The 14,387-nt window shown below is 62.1% G+C and carries 13 protein-coding genes; 4 read left to right on the forward strand and 9 right to left on the reverse strand.

What is annotated here, in order from left to right; genetic code table 11:
* Position 1: 1 nt before the first annotated feature.
* Together rsmD and G359_RS05120 are read right to left on the reverse strand one after the other, a co-directional pair.
* Positions 2 to 574: a 16S rRNA (guanine(966)-N(2))-methyltransferase RsmD gene (gene rsmD, locus G359_RS05115; RefSeq protein WP_045835255.1), complete on the reverse strand. Its 573-nt coding sequence runs from the start codon at positions 572 to 574 to the stop codon at positions 2 to 4.
* Entirely contained in the window at positions 574 to 1,368 is a 795-nt protein-coding gene (locus G359_RS05120; RefSeq protein ID WP_045835256.1) for a pseudouridine synthase, read from the reverse strand. The genes rsmD and G359_RS05120 overlap by 1 nt, the downstream gene beginning before the upstream one ends.
* A 128-nt stretch (positions 1,369 to 1,496) precedes the next feature.
* Here G359_RS05120 and G359_RS05125 point away from each other — a divergent pair, with 128 nt between their 5' ends.
* Positions 1,497 to 1,958: a nucleoside deaminase gene (locus tag G359_RS05125; protein WP_045835257.1), complete on the forward strand. Its 462-nt coding sequence runs from the start codon at positions 1,497 to 1,499 to the stop codon at positions 1,956 to 1,958.
* 830 nt (positions 1,959 to 2,788) lie between these two features.
* On the opposite strand, the gene G359_RS05135 is transcribed toward G359_RS05125, so the two are convergent.
* Both G359_RS05135 and purD read right to left on the reverse strand, forming a co-directional pair.
* On the reverse strand, positions 2,789 to 3,787 hold the full coding sequence (locus G359_RS05135) for a patatin-like phospholipase family protein (protein ID WP_045835259.1): 999 nt from the start codon (positions 3,785 to 3,787) through the stop codon (positions 2,789 to 2,791).
* A gap of 41 nt (positions 3,788 to 3,828) precedes the next feature.
* Positions 3,829 to 5,106 carry a phosphoribosylamine--glycine ligase gene (purD, locus tag G359_RS05140; protein ID WP_045835260.1) on the reverse strand — a complete coding sequence of 426 codons (1,278 nt, stop codon included), beginning with the start codon at positions 5,104 to 5,106 and terminating at the stop codon, positions 3,829 to 3,831.
* Between the two features lie 92 nt (positions 5,107 to 5,198).
* On the opposite strand from purD, the gene xseA reads away from it, so the two are divergent.
* The gene (gene xseA, locus G359_RS05145; protein ID WP_052699188.1) at positions 5,199 to 6,665 is read left to right on the forward strand and encodes an exodeoxyribonuclease VII large subunit; all 1,467 of its coding nucleotides are present in this window, start codon (positions 5,199 to 5,201) and stop codon (positions 6,663 to 6,665) included.
* A gap of 109 nt (positions 6,666 to 6,774) precedes the next feature.
* Entirely contained in the window at positions 6,775 to 7,014 is a 240-nt protein-coding gene (locus tag G359_RS05150) for a DUF2093 domain-containing protein (RefSeq protein ID WP_045837669.1), read from the forward strand.
* 13 nt (positions 7,015 to 7,027) lie between these two features.
* Here the strand turns inward: G359_RS05150 and lpxK are convergent, their stop codons facing one another.
* Entirely contained in the window at positions 7,028 to 8,053 is a 1,026-nt protein-coding gene (gene lpxK, locus G359_RS05155) for a tetraacyldisaccharide 4'-kinase (RefSeq protein WP_052699189.1), read from the reverse strand.
* A 3-nt stretch (positions 8,054 to 8,056) separates the two neighbouring features.
* Positions 8,057 to 10,060, reverse strand: coding sequence for a glycosyltransferase N-terminal domain-containing protein (locus G359_RS05160; RefSeq protein ID WP_082072809.1), 2,004 nt, complete (start codon positions 10,058 to 10,060; stop codon positions 8,057 to 8,059).
* A gap of 207 nt (positions 10,061 to 10,267) precedes the next feature.
* On the opposite strand from G359_RS05160, the gene G359_RS05165 reads away from it, so the two are divergent.
* Positions 10,268 to 11,005, forward strand: a complete 738-nt coding sequence (locus G359_RS05165) for a fused DSP-PTPase phosphatase/NAD kinase-like protein (RefSeq protein ID WP_052699190.1) — start codon at positions 10,268 to 10,270, stop codon at positions 11,003 to 11,005.
* A gap of 37 nt (positions 11,006 to 11,042) precedes the next feature.
* Here the strand turns inward: G359_RS05165 and G359_RS05170 are convergent, their stop codons facing one another.
* The 3 genes from G359_RS05170 to ubiA form a co-directional block, all read right to left on the reverse strand.
* Positions 11,043 to 12,854 carry an ABC transporter ATP-binding protein gene (locus tag G359_RS05170; protein WP_082072810.1) on the reverse strand — a complete coding sequence of 604 codons (1,812 nt, stop codon included), beginning with the start codon at positions 12,852 to 12,854 and terminating at the stop codon, positions 11,043 to 11,045.
* Positions 12,851 to 13,129 carry a DUF4170 domain-containing protein gene (locus tag G359_RS05175; RefSeq protein ID WP_045835261.1) on the reverse strand — a complete coding sequence of 93 codons (279 nt, stop codon included), beginning with the start codon at positions 13,127 to 13,129 and terminating at the stop codon, positions 12,851 to 12,853. Before G359_RS05175 ends, G359_RS05170 begins: the two co-directional genes overlap by 4 nt.
* A gap of 276 nt (positions 13,130 to 13,405) precedes the next feature.
* Positions 13,406 to 14,374 carry a 4-hydroxybenzoate octaprenyltransferase gene (gene ubiA, locus G359_RS05180; protein WP_045837674.1) on the reverse strand — a complete coding sequence of 323 codons (969 nt, stop codon included), beginning with the start codon at positions 14,372 to 14,374 and terminating at the stop codon, positions 13,406 to 13,408.
* Between the last annotated feature and the right edge of the window lie 13 nt (positions 14,375 to 14,387).

A 14,387-nucleotide genomic window follows, 5' to 3' on the forward strand; every position in this document is an offset into this window, starting at 1 on the left:
CTTATGGCTCTGCGCGTTCGCCGAACTTCAAGAACGTGATCTCGGTATCTCCGTAAACGCGTGAATCGAGCACGACGAATCCGTTGGGGAACGTCAACGTCACGCCCGCGCGCTCTTCCAGCAGGCAGATGGCGCCAGGCTTCAGCCAATTGCCCTGAGCGAGCGCATTCAGCGCCTTTTCGCCCAAGCCCTTGCCATAGGGCGGATCAAGGAACGCCAGATCGTAGGGGTCCATGTTGCCCGCAGGACCGAGGTCCGTCGCATCACGCCGGAAGATGCGTGTCTCGCCGGTCAGACCCAAATTTTCGACGTTCGTGCGAATGAGCGCGCGCGCGTCCGGCGCCTCTTCGACGAACAGACAGTAGGCGGCGCCACGCGACACGGCTTCGATGCCGAGCGCGCCCGTGCCGGCAAAGAGATCAATCACGCGCGCGCCGTCGAGCGAGAAATCCGCAATGCCGTGCGCGATGATATTGAAGAGGCTCTCCCGCACGCGGTCGGAAGTGGGCCGTATTTTCATGTCGTCCGGCGCTTGCAGAGCGCGGCCGCGAAACCGTCCGGCAACGACCCGCATCAATCGTCCGCCTCGCTCGCAGCCTTCCCGCGCGCGTGTCGCGCCTTGCGGTCGGCTTGGCTTTCGGAAAATCCGAGCGCTTCCGAAGCTCTCGGTCCGAGCTGCGCAACGAGAATTTTCCGCCGCACCGCTTCAACCGCGCCGGGCGCAAGATCGAGAAGCTGGAACGGCCCGAATGAAACGCGAATGAGGCGGTTGACCGTCAGCCCGAGGTGCGCGAGCACGTTTCTCACCTCGCGATTTTTGCCTTCGCGGATCGAGATCGAAAGCCAGGTATTGGCGCCTTGCACGCTATCGACCGTCGCTTCGATCGGCCCGTAAACGGTGCCGTCGATCGTGATGCCGTCCTTGAGCTTCGCCAGATCGTCGGGCGACACGCGGCCCTTCGCGCGGACCCGGTACCGTCGCACCCAGCCGTTCGCGGGCAGTTCGAGATGCCGGGCAAGCGCGCCGTCATTGGTCAGCAGCAGCAACCCTTCAGTATTGAAATCGAGCCGCCCGACGGAGATCACGCGCGGCATCTCGGGCGGCATCTTGTCGAAGACCGTCGGCCGTCCTTCAGGATCGGAATGCGTAGTGACGATGCCTTTCGGCTTATGATAACGCCAGAGCTGCGGCGGTTCGGCCGAAGGGAGCGGCTTGCCGTCCACGAACACCTTATCGGACGGACCGACTTCCACGGCCGGTGTTCTGAGCAGCTTGCCGTTGACGCTGACGCGGCCATCGGCGATCCAGCGTTCGGCCTCGCGGCGCGAGCACAATCCTGCCCGCGCCATCGCCTTGGCGATGCGCATCGGCCCATCCCGTTTTTCAGGGGCGGGAGCAGGGGCGCGAGTGGCTGCGCGAGCGGCAGGTTCGGCGACTTTGGTTCTTGGTGGTCTGGCCATCGGTAACACTGAGCTTTCGGGAGCGAAGCGAGCTTATGACATCGAAGGACGCCGTAAGCCATATGTCCCTTGCGCTGGAGGAGGCGAAAGCGGCGGCCAATCGCGGCGAGGTCCCGGTCGGCGCCGTCATCGTCGCAGCCGATGGCAAGGTCCTGGCAGCGGCCGGAAACCGGACGCGCGAGCTCTGCGATCCGACGGCTCACGCCGAAATGCTGGCGATCCGGGCGGCTTGCACGAGGGTCGCGGATGAGCGCCTCGTCGGCTGCAGCCTTTATGTCACGCTCGAACCGTGCCCGATGTGCGCGGCCGCGATCTCATTCGCCCGAGTGAAGCGTCTTTACTATGCCACCAGCGATCCCAAAGGCGGCGGCATCGAGCAAGGCGCCCGCGTCTTCAGCCAGCCGACCTGCCACCACGTCCCCGAAATCTACCCCGGGATCGGCGAAGTCGAAGCCAGCACCCTGCTGAAAGACTTCTTCGAACAACGCCGCCTGTAAACAGCCCCCTTCAACGTCATCCCGGCGAAGGCCGGGATCCAGTCAACCATCAGCGCATTCGCGCTGCTGTCCGCGCGGAGCGCTCCGCCACTGCCGTTGTGTCGAAGCTTGTCTGGGTGCCGACCTGCGTCGGCATGACGGTGGTGTGTGTGGGAAGCCCCGAGCCACTGCCGACACCTGTCATCCCGGCCGGAGCGTCAGCGCAGAGCCGGGACCCAGAACACCATCCAACCCACCTGTCATCCCGGCGAAGGCCGGGATCCAGGCAAAGCGCAGCGCATTCGCGCTTGCTTTCCGCGCGGAGCGAACCGCGCCTGCCGTTGTGTTGAAGCTTGTCTGGGTGCCGACCTGCGTCGGCATGACGGTGGTGTGTGTGGGAAGCCCCGAGCCACTGCCGACACCTGTCATCCCGGCCGGAGCGTCAGCGCAGAGCCGGGACCCAGAACACCATCCAACCCACCTGTCATCCCGGCGAAGGCCGGGATCCATCCAGGCTCGATACTTGCGATGAACGGACGCTTGGACAGATCCCCGCCTGCGCGGGGATGACGTTCAAGCGATTGATACCGTCAATCTCATATCCATCTCCGTCATCCCGGCGAAGGCCGGGATCCAGGCAAAGCGCAGCGCATTCGCGCTTGCTTTCCGCGCGGAGCGAACCGCGCCTGCCGTTGTGTTGAAGCTTGTCTGGGTGCCGACCTGCGTCGGCATGACGGTGGCGATGATGCTGAATTACGGCAGACCCCGCCAGCACGTCATCCCGCGCTCGGCGGCCGGCTTCGCGAAGCGATGTCGCCGAGCGCCAACAAAACCGAGCGCAAACGTGAAAGCTAATCCAGCTCGCGATTGCGGCGAGGACGCGGAAGCAACCGCCGCTTGGCGCGCTTGGGCACCGCGATCATCTTTTGAACGGGGACATGATCCACTTCATCGAGCGCGGGCAATGTCTCGACCGATAGGACGCGCGAAAGCTGCTGTTTCAGCCGTTCTTTTGCCGGCTGCGCCGCTGCGAGAATGTCGTCGCACTTCAGGAAATCGAGCACTTGAAAATTGCTGGTTCCGGCTCTGATGAAAATGTCCGGCTTCTTGTTCTTGAGCTTTTCCTCGATGATGGTGTGCTCGAACAGAAACGCGCTCGAAAAGAGCGCCGAGAACGCCGTCGGAACGGTGCGCTTGGCGTCTGGAACCGGCGAGCCTGAGACGTCGATCGCAACGACGATGTCGGTTTCGGGAAGCAGCAAGTCGAAGGGCAGCGGGTTCGTCAAGCCGCCGTCGATCAGTGCTCGGCCGTCGATAACGACGGGCTGGAACAGCAGCGGCAGCGCCATGCTCGCAGCGACCGAAGTCCGGATTGAGCCCTCGGTAAAAATCTTCGGTTCCTGATCATAGAAATCGGACGCGACGATCTTCAGCGGAATTTGGCAATCGGCGAAGGTCTCCTTCACCTCTTTCGGCAGAATGACGTCGAGAATGACAAACGGATCGAGAAGGGCGTTTCGCGCACTGAAGGCGCTGAGGAGGCGTTGAAAGGGCTGCTCCGTCTTCGAGAAGAGATCGCGGATCAGACCGAAGCGCTGCGAAAGGATAAAGCGCGTGTGATCGCGCAAGTCGCGGCCCGACATTCCCGACGCATAAGCCGCACCATAGACCGCGCCGATAGAAGTCCCTGCAATGACGTCGGGCTTGATGCCGAGTTCATCGAAAGCCTCGATCATGGCGACATGCGCGATCCCACGCGCGCCGCCGCCGCCGAGGGCAAGCCCGATCGTCGGCTTCCGCGTTGGCTTGCTGCCATTCAGCGACGATGCTTGGGGCTTCTGAATGGTCATGCGATGTCGCTATCCCATTGTCCGCCGCCGCGGCGGCTCGTCTAAGTCTCGTCTCGCTGCAACGCGCGCCAGCCGATGTCCTTGCGATAAAAACCGCCCGGCCAGTCGATCTTGGCAATCGCCGCGTAAGCAGCGTCGCGTGCCTCCGCAATTGTCTTTCCGCGGCCGGTGACGTTTAGCACGCGGCCGCCGTCCGCAATAAGACGGGCGCCGTCGCGACGCGTCCCGGCGTGGAATATTTCCACGTTCGGAACCGCCTGTGCCAGTTCCAGCCCCTTGATCTCCGTGCCTTTTTGAGGCGTTCCGGGGTACCCGTTGGCAGCCATCACGACTGTCAGGGCTGCGTCGTCGCTCCAGCGGAGATCGAAGTTCGACAGCACGCCGTCGGTCGTCGCGATGAGCGCCGCGAGCAGATCCGATTTGAGCCGCATCATCAAAACCTGCGTTTCGGGATCGCCGAAACGGACGTTGTATTCGATGAGTTTCGGCCCCGTATCCGTGATCATCAGCCCGGCAAAAAGTACGCCCTTGAACGGCGTGCCGCGCGCCGCCATTTCTTTGACGGTCGGCAAAATGATCTCGCGCATGACGCGATCGTTCATGTCTTGCGTGATGATGGGAGCAGGGGAGTAAGCGCCCATGCCGCCCGTGTTTGGCCCGGTATCGCCATCACCCACGCGCTTGTGATCTTGTGCAGTCGCGAGCGCCAATGCGGTGACGCCATCGCACAATGCAAAGAAACTCGCTTCCTCGCCTAACAAAAATTCTTCGATAACGACTTCGGCTCCAGCCGAGCCGAAGGTCCCTGAGAAACATGCGTCGATCGCTGCCTCGGCTTCTTCGCGAGTCGCGGCGATGATGACGCCTTTGCCCGCGGCCAAGCCATCGGCCTTGACGACGATGGGGAAGCTCTTGTCCGCCAGATACGCGCGCGCTGCTTCCGCCTCCCTGAAACGGCCATAAGCGGCCGTCGGAATGCCAGCTGCGCTGCACAGGTCTTTGGTAAACCCTTTGGAGCCTTCGAGCTGTGCCGCACTCTTCGTCGGGCCGAAATAGCGAATACCGGCCTCAGCCAGGGCATCGCCCAGGCCCGCCACCAGCGGCGCTTCGGGTCCGATCACGACGAATTCGATGCGCTCATCGCGACAGAATTGGATGATGCGCGCTTGGTCGCCCGGATCGAGAGGGATACATTGCGCCACGTCCGCGATACCGGCGTTGCCCGGTGCGCAGAAAAGTTTTGTCAGAAGAGGACTCGCGCTCAGGGCCCACGCAAGCGCATGCTCGCGGCCGCCCGAGCCGAGAAGAAGGACGTTCATCAGGTCGCCTGTTGCAATCCGGGTCTCGGTGTAGCATCGGGTGTAGCATCGAACGTGAAACAAGCAAGACCGCGAAACAGAACAGTAAGCTATTGAATTCCATTCCCAACACGAACGAAGCGCGCCCAGGCGCCAATGCTCCGGAATTCTCGGTGTCCGAACTTTCCGGCGCGATCAAGCGCGCCCTGGAGGACGGCTTCGGCTACGTGCGCCTCAAGGGCGAAATTTCGGGCTATCGCGGCCCCCACGCGTCCGGCCATTGCTACTTCGCGCTGAAGGACGACAAGGCGAAAATCGAGGCCGTGATCTGGAAGGGCGCCTTCGGACGGCTCCGCTTCAAGCCCGAAGAGGGCATGGAAGTGATCGCCCAGGGCAAGATCACGACGTTTCCGGGGTCGTCGAAATATCAGATCGTTATCGAGGCCTTGGAGCCCGCAGGCGCCGGCGCGCTGATGGCGCTGCTCGAAGAGCGCAAACGCAAATTCGCCGCCGAAGGCCTTTTCGAGGAAGCCCGCAAGAAACCGCGCCCCTTCCTGCCGAAGGTCGTCGGCATCGTCACATCGCCGACGGGCGCCGTCATTCGCGACATGCTGCACGGCTTCAATGAGCGCTACCCGGCGTGCGTTCTCGTCTGGCCGGTGCGCGTGCAAGGCGACGGCAGCGCTGCCGAAGTGGCCGCCGCGATCCGCGGCTTCAACGCGCTCGAAGCGGGCGGCAAAATTCCGCGTCCCGACGTGCTGATCGTCGCGCGCGGTGGCGGCAGCCTTGAAGATCTCTGGAGCTTCAACGAGGAGATCGTCGTCCGCGCGGCAGCAGAGAGCCGCATTCCGCTGATTTCCGCCGTTGGCCACGAAACCGATTGGACGCTCATCGATCTCGTCGCGGACGCCCGCGCGCCGACGCCGACGAAAGCCGCCGAATGGGCCGTGCCGAAGTATTCCGAGCTGATCGACGCGCTCGAAAAGCTCATGCTGCGCAAACGCACCGCGGTTCGTCGCTCGCTTGAAGGCGCGAAGACGCACCTGAAGGCCTCCTCGCGCGGTCTGCCGAAACTGCAGGATCTCGTGGCGCTGCCGCGTCAGCGGTTCGATTCCATCGATCGCCGGCTGTCGCGCGCGCTGCTCGCTAATACGCGTGCCCATGCAACGCGGCTTGCACGCGTCAGCGGACGGCTTTCGCCCGCTCCGATACTTCAGAAGCATTCGAGATGCGGCGAGCGGCTGCAGGCGCTCGAACGGCGCGCTGGCCGCGCCCTGCTCAACCGCGTGGCGGTCAGCCGCAGAGTGCTTGATGGTAAGGCTGCATTGCTCAAGTCGTTGGGCTATCACAGCATCCTTTCGCGCGGCTTTGCGCTGGTCCGCGACGAGACAGGCCGAACGATCCGGCAAGCAGCCTCCGTTACCGCGGGCTCAATGATGAACGTCGAGTTTTCCGACGGCAGCATTGCGGCGAGAGCGGAAGGCCCTCTAGGATCGGATGTCCCTAAATCCGACAAAGCTTCGGGTAAAACGTCGCGCCAAAAGCCTGGCGGACGCGGGGGACAAGGCTCACTTTTTTGATACGCTTAGGATAAATTGAGGCGTTGGCGTGCGGCCGGAAATGCGGCATTCATATCATCCGATGTCGGATGATGTCCGGAAGCAAAAGAATGGTACGGCTTGGAAGCTGATGAATCGAATTGAGAAATTTTTTGGTCTGCGCAACGAAGCCAAGCTTCGCTACCTGGACGGTGAATTCGAAGTGTTATCGCCGGGCGATTTTGTGCGCTGTGCAGTGACCGGGCAGCCGATTGCGCTTCCCGATCTTCGCTATTGGAGCGTCGACGCGCAGGAAGCTTACGCATCGGCTGAAATCTCCGCGAAGCGTTACCTGGAACTTAACGCCAGAGACAACGCACCCACGCGCTGAGTGAGTTCGCGCCCTAGCGAACGATCGCGCCTCGGATCAGACGGCGCAAAACGTCGAGATCATTATCTTCGATAGACGTCCGGATCGCGATCGCTCGCGCCCGTTCTCTGAGCGCGCCGCAAGCACCCGTTGCCCCGGCAAGCCGGACGAGATCTTTTTCCGTCGTCACGAGAAGAGCACCCTCGCGTTCCGCGCCTTCCAACAGACCGCGGGCTTCCGCGTCGCTGAACATGTGATGATCGGCGAAAGCTTTCCGCGCGATGATCTCCGCTCCGAGTGAACCGAGCGTCGTGAAAAATCGCTCGGGGTTCGCGATGCCCGCGAAGGCAATCACCTTCTGGTTCTGAAACTGCGCGCTGTCGTCATCCGCACGTGTCGCGGCGGCAATGACCGGTGCCGTCGAAATCGCTTTTAGCATTTCCACGATCGCTGGATCAGGGGCGCCTTGCCCCGTGAGCACAATCAGCTGCGCGAGCTTTCCCTGAACGTCGAGCGGCGCGCGCAACGGTCCCGCAGGAATGACGAGGCCGTTGCCGAAACCGCGCCGATGGTCGACGAGGGCGATGGTGAGATCTTTCGCGAGAGCGGGATTTTGCAGGCCATCGTCCATGATGATGACGGCCTTTTTCGAGGCCATCGCCTCGATCGCTTCCGCGCCCTTGCGGCGATCACGCGAAACGACAGTCGGTGCGGAGCGGGCAAGAAGCAGCGGCTCGTCTCCGACCTCGCGAGCCGTCTGACGCGTGGGGATCACACGCACCGGACCCTTGAGCTTCCCACCGTAGCCCCGCGAGAGAAACCACGGCTCGCGACCTTCGTTCGCGACGAGCTTGGCGAGGAACAACGCAAGCGGCGTTTTTCCGGAACCGCCCGCTGTGAAGTTACCGACGCAGATGACAGGCAGCGATGAGCGATAAGGCTTTGCGTTTTCGATCCGCCGGCTGGCGATCAGGCCGATGAGCGCGCCGACAGGAGAAAGAAGCGACGTCTGCCACCCGCTGTCCGGACTGTACCACCAGCTCGGTTCGGAGATGGGCACGCGTCACGCTCGCTGTTTTTCAAGTAACGGCTGTATCGCGCCGAGCGTCTTTGCCAGTGCGCCACCCATCGACTGCAGCGCCAGATCCGCGCCCTGCCGCATGCGCTTGGCTGCAGCCTGATCCGCGAGCAGCAACGTGACTTGCCGCGCGATGTCGTCGGAAGATCGGACTTCCACGGCGCCGCCTTCCCGGAAGAGCGCGGCGTAGGCATCGCGGAAATTGTGCGTGAACGGACCGGTCAAGACGCACGAGCCGAGACGAACCGCTTCGATCGGATTTTGTCCGCCATGCTCGACGAGCGAACCGCCGACGAGCGCAACCGGCGAGATCGAATAGAATGTTCCAAGTTCGCCGATCGTATCGGCGACGTAGATTTCGGTGTCGCTTTCTGGTGTGGAGGAGCGCGTGCGCAATTGCGTCCTGAGCCCGAGCCCGCCGAGCGACGCGGCGAGGCCACCGCCGCGCTCGGGATGACGCGGCACGATGATCGTCAGCAGTCCCTCGATCTCGCGCCGCATTAGCGAATGCGCGGCCGCGATCATGGTGTCTTCGCCGGGATGGGTGCTCGCGGCCAGAAACAGAGGTCGCCGCCCGACGGCGTTTCGCAGCGCTGCCAATGCGTCGGCGTTGATAGGAGGCGGTGGTGAATCGATTTTCAGATTGCCCGCGGTAATGACGTTCGGCGCGCCGAGACGTTGCATGGCGCGCGTAATCTGCGGGTTCTGCGATAGAACGGCTGCGAAGCGCGAAAAGAGCGGCCGGCCGACGCTCGCATATTTGCGCCAGCGATTGATGCTGCGCGGCGACATGCGTGCGTTGACGAGCACGAGTGGAATTCCTCGTTCCGCCGTGCCGAGAACGAGATTTGGCCAGATGTCGGATTCCGTGAAGATCGAGATCGACGGCTTCCAGTGATCGAGAAAGCGATTGACGTAGTGCGGCACATCGAGCGGCACGTATTGATGAAGGGCCCGCGGCGGCAGGCGGCGGGCCGCAATTTCCGCCGACGTCTTCGTGCCCGTCGTCAACAGAATGTGAATGTGCGGATTGGCTTCGAGCAGGCTGTCGATGAGCGGCAGGATCGCGTTCGTCTCGCCGACGCTTGCGGCATGGATCCACACCACCTGTCCCTCGGGACGCGGCTGACCGGCAAACCCGAGGCGCTCTCCGCGACGGCTCGGATCTTCCTTCCCCTGTTGACCGCGCACATTGAGAAGTAGCGGCACCGCTGGCCTGAGCGCAGCTGTTCCGGCGCGATAGGCTTTCAGAACGAGCCCCGGTTCCGGCGCCGAGCTTGCAGCGAGAACATCGAGCGGCGTGGCCCTCTTGATGTCCGCGCCCGCGAGTTCATACGCGCGGAGCGTTGCGGAATTGAGCGCGGTCTCGAGCTCGACGCGCTTGCGTTCGACCAGAGCGTCATCCGCCGTAGGCGGAACTTCGATCGGATCGCCGATGACGGCAGCGAGCGTCGAGTACGGAAGGTTGATCGTCAGCCTGCTCCACGTATCGAACGAAGCGAAACGCTTCGTCGCGAGCGCAACTGGAACGATGGGCCGACCTGACATGCGGGCAATCGTGACGATGCCGGCACCCGCGACGCGCGCTGGCCCCGGCGGAACGTCAGCCGTCATCACCAGCGAGTTGCCTTCAGAGAGCGCCTGCAGCGACAGCCTCAGAGCCGCCGCGCCACCCCGGTCGCGCTTGCGCCAACCTGCACCCGCGCCGCGAATGAGTTGAACGTCGATGGCTTGTAATGTTTCACTGATGATCTCGGCGTCGCCGTGGCGAGCGACCATAGCAGAAATCTTGACGTTCTCCGGACGAAGCGTCGCAACCATCATGAACTGGCCATGCCAGCATGCGACGATGCAAGGATGGGCATCGGCGAGCCGCTCCATCAGGTCCGGCGGCTCGTGAATAATCTTCGATGAGCTGGCAACGTGCCGGATAAGGCGTGCGAGCGTCTGGCCGCCAAGTCGCAAAAGCTTCTGCTTTGTCTCTGCCATGCGGCAATGGCTGCCTTATCGTTGTAGCGCGAGAATGTGCAAGACGAAGCGTGTTTCTACTCAAGCCCCTTGCGGGTCGTAGCTATAGCGAATAACTAGCAAGTTCAATCACGATGGACCGCGGCTTCTTGTGAACAACGAGTAGGACTTAGAGCTGGCACTATCGGCAAGGCTGCCCGCGAATCGGGAGCATCGAGACAACTCCTGATGGCAAGTCCCCTTAAAGAAGCAAAGCGTGGATTGCGCCGCACGAGCGGTGCATTTTTGCACAGTGCGGTGCACTCGCCTCCATCCTGGCTGGGCAAGCGATTCGCGTCCGCGCTTTGCTACACCGAGATGCTTTTGATCGATTACGGCCTCGTACGGATGGTTTACAATAACCGCCATCGCGTGGGCTCCGACGCTTGGCGTTCGGCGCAGCCGGCCCCCCATCACATCGCCTGGGCACGAAAGCGCGGCATTAAGACTGTCATCAACCTTCGCGGCGAGCAATCCTACGGCACGCGCTGGCTCGAACAGCAGGCATGCGCGCGTCATGGCTTGAAACTCGTCGATCTGACATTGCGCTCGCGCGCCGCGCCGTCACGCGCCGAATTTCAGGCGATGAAGGATGTATTGGAAAAAGTCGAATACCCGATCCTCGTCCACTGCAAATCGGGCGCCGATCGCGCTGGGTTAATGAGCGTCATGATCAGCCATCTTCACGATGGGCTGCCAATTCGAAAAGCTCTAAACCAGCTGTCCTTGCGCTACGGGCACGTTCGCAGCGCCGATACCGGCGTGCTCGACGCCGTGTTCCACCGCTACCTCGCCGACGAAGCGCGAACGGGCATCGCGTTCTGGGATTGGATCCAAACGGTCTACGACCAGCGCGAGGTGAACAGCACGTTCAAGGCGCGCGGTTGGGCGAACCGGCTCGTCAACAACATCCTTCACCGCGAATAGCGGAAGCCACAAGGTTAGCGTTGATGAATGGTCACCGTCACTCGGCGATCACCGCCTGCGGTCCATGCGCCGACCGGCTGAGGCGCGCATAGTAGCCCGTGCGGGCAAGAAGCTCGGAATGCGTTCCGCGCTCCACGATCTGGCCCCCATCCATCACGCAAATCATATCCGCTTTCTGGATCGTCGAAAGCCGGTGCGCGATGACGAGCGTGGTGCGCGTACGCGTGAACTTCGCAAGCGCTTCTTGAACCAGTTGCTCGCTCTCGTTATCGAGCGCGCTGGTCGCTTCGTCGAGCAGCAGGATCGGCGCATCCTTCAGAATGGCCCGCGCGAGGGCGACGCGCTGCCGTTGCCCTCCCGACAGCCTGCTGCCGCGATCGCCGATCATCGTCTGATAGCCGTTGGGCAACGCCATGATGAAGTCATGCGCCGCGGCTGCTTTCGCGGCCTCTGCGATATCCTGCGAACTCGCGCCAAGGCGGCCGAGCGCAATGTTGGCTTCGATCGTATCGTCGAACAGAGTGATGTCCTGGCTGACGATCGCAATGTGATCGCGCAGCGACGCAAGCGTCACGTCTCTCACGTCCTGGCCATCGATGAGGATCTGGCCTTCGGTCACATCGAAGAGCCGGGGAACGAGATTGATGATCGTCGATTTGCCCGCACCCGAGCGGCCGACGAGCGCAACGGTGGATCCGCCCGGCACGTCGAGTGTCACGTCTTGCACCGCGCGCTCGTCCGAATTCGCATCGTAGGCGAACCCGACATCGCGGAAGGCGATCCGGCCCTCGGAAACGTTGAGACGTTTAGCATTCGGCTTGTCACCGATTTTCGGCAACTCGTCGACCAAGCCATAGAAACTTTCTGCCGCTGCTAAGCCCTCTTGCAGCCGTCCGGCAAGATTGCCGAGTGCGCGAATGGGCTGCGCCGCCATCAGCAATGCCGTAACGAAGCCCATGAAATCGCCAACCGTCGAGATGCCGTGCGAAATGCGCAGGTATGCAAACGCGACGACGCCCGCAATGGCTAGGCCACCGAGCGCTTCGAGGATCGGATCCATCCGCGCGCGCGTTTTGACCGACTTCATCTTGAGCGAGTAGATTTGCTCGAAGCTCGCATCCAAGCGGTCCGCCGCGTAATTCTCGAGCTGGAACGACTTGATCAGCCGGGCACCCGCGAGCTTTTCGGAAAGTAGCGAAGTCATGTCGCCGAGCCCGCTCTGCGTCTGCTTGGCGACGCGACGAAGCCGCTGGCTGATGGCGGCGACGGGCAAAGCCGCGAGCGGATAGACGCTCAACACAACGAGCGTCATCGCCCAGTCGAGATAGAGCATCGCGATCACGAGCGCGATCACCGAGAACGTATCGCGAAAAATCGAGTTCAACGCCGACATCATCGCGTTCTGAATGAACCCGATATCGTTCGTCAGCCGCGACATCAGACGTCCCGGCGTCTCCCGCGACAGCCGCGCGAAATCGGCACTGATGAGATGCCGGAAGGCGAGCTTCTGCATGTCGGACGTGATGCGCAGAATAAAGCGGTTCGTCGCGACGGACTGCAGATAGAGAAGGGTCGCGCGAGCAAGCGTGATGCCGACAATTGCCGCAAGAACGAACGGCAAGGCGCCGCTCTGGCCGCCCATCAGCATGTCGAACGATTTCTTGATGATGCCAGGGTAGCCGCCGGTCACCGCCGCAAGACACGTCGTCAGAAAGAGCGTCCAGGCAAGCTGCCAGCGCCGCGGCCAAACCCAGTCGCGGACGAAACGCCGAAGGAGTTCGCGCGAAGCAGCGTCGAGACGAAGGCGGGGCCGCTGCTTCTTCTCTGGTTTGAGCAGATTTGCCGTCACGTGGCTGATGTTGCCGGCTGGGCCTGCTTCAGGCCGTTAGGCTCGAGCAGCCGGTGCAGGTGCACGATGAAATACCGCATCATGGCGTTGTCGACCGAGCGCTGCGCCGCGTTCTTCCAAGCCGCATATGCCGACTGATAGTCCGGAAAGATGCCGACGATATCGAGCCCTTCGAGATCACGAAATTCGTGGCCCTCGAGCGTTTCGAGTTCGCCTCCAAAAACGAGATGCAGGAGTTGCGGCTTTGACTCGGATGAAGATGAGGTCTGGGACATGGACGACAGTTCGTCTCCTGAACAAATGCGCCGGGCGTTTTTCCAAAAACCGCCTAGCCTGATAGCCGTCAACGGCGCAAAGCGTCCTTGGGCATCAGGAATGTGACGACAATGAGCGTAAGCTTTTGTTTACGCTATTTCTTAAGTCGATCGGAAGAGAATTCTGCCACCATCAGATCCAAAGCCAAGTAAAATGGCTCGGAACGTCAACAGTGAGACCGAACAGCGCGGCGCGGGACCTCTCGGGCCGCGTTCCTGTGGGCGGTGAACTGATCCTCAGCTGAGGCCGGCGAACCACGACAGCGCCATATCCGCGACCAGCCCCGCAAAGACGGCAAGACCGACATCGCGGTTCGACTTGAAGCGCCAGAGACAGTTCGCGGGATCGTTGATATCGAGCGTCGCGACCTGCCAGGACATCTGCAGGAACACCAGAACGACCGCTAGGAAGTAGACGAGATGAGCGCCGGCGAACGCGCCCGCCGCCAGCCACAGAATTCCGGCCAATCCGTACATCGCGCCGACGAACGAAACCGTGTCTTCGCCGAAGCGCAGCGCCGTTGAGCCGAGACCGAGCAGCGCGTCGTCTTCTTTGTCCTGATGCGCGTAGATCGTGTCGTAACCGACGGTCCAGAAAACGCAGCCCGCATAAAGAGCGAGAGCGGGAAGCCCGATCGAGCCTTTGATCGAAGCCCATCCGACGAGAGCCCCCCAATTGAAGGCAAGCCCCAGCACCAGCTGCGGATAGGATGTGACGCGCTTCGCAAACGGATAGATGGCGACGATCAAAAGCGACGCGATAGCAAGCCAGATCGTAAAGCTATTGAAAGCGAAAAGCACGACGAGGCCAATCAGAGCCGTTGCAGCGACGAAGCTAAGCGCGGCTTCCGGCGACACTTGCCCTGACGGTAGCGGACGATTGACGGTACGTTCGACACGGCCGTCGATGTCGCGGTCGACGAAGTCGTTATAGGCGCAACCGGAGGCGCGCATCGCGATGGCGCCGATGGCGAACAGCAGGAGATACCAAACGTTCGGCAGGTGATCGTCGGAACTAACCTGGGCGAGCGTTTGCGACCACCAGCAGGGAAACAGCAACAGCCAGGTGCCGATAGGCCGGTCCAACCGGCCGAGCCGAAGGTACGGCTGCCATGTGACCGGGGCCCAGCGGTCCACCCAGTTCCACGGCGGTGCATCCGCAACACGCAAGTTGGGCTTGGGCGAAATCTCGGCACCCGTCGTCAATTGATGTTTCTCC

Source organism: Hyphomicrobium sp. 99, from assembly GCF_000384335.2.
Taxonomy (GTDB): Bacteria; Pseudomonadota; Alphaproteobacteria; order Rhizobiales; family Hyphomicrobiaceae; genus Hyphomicrobium_B.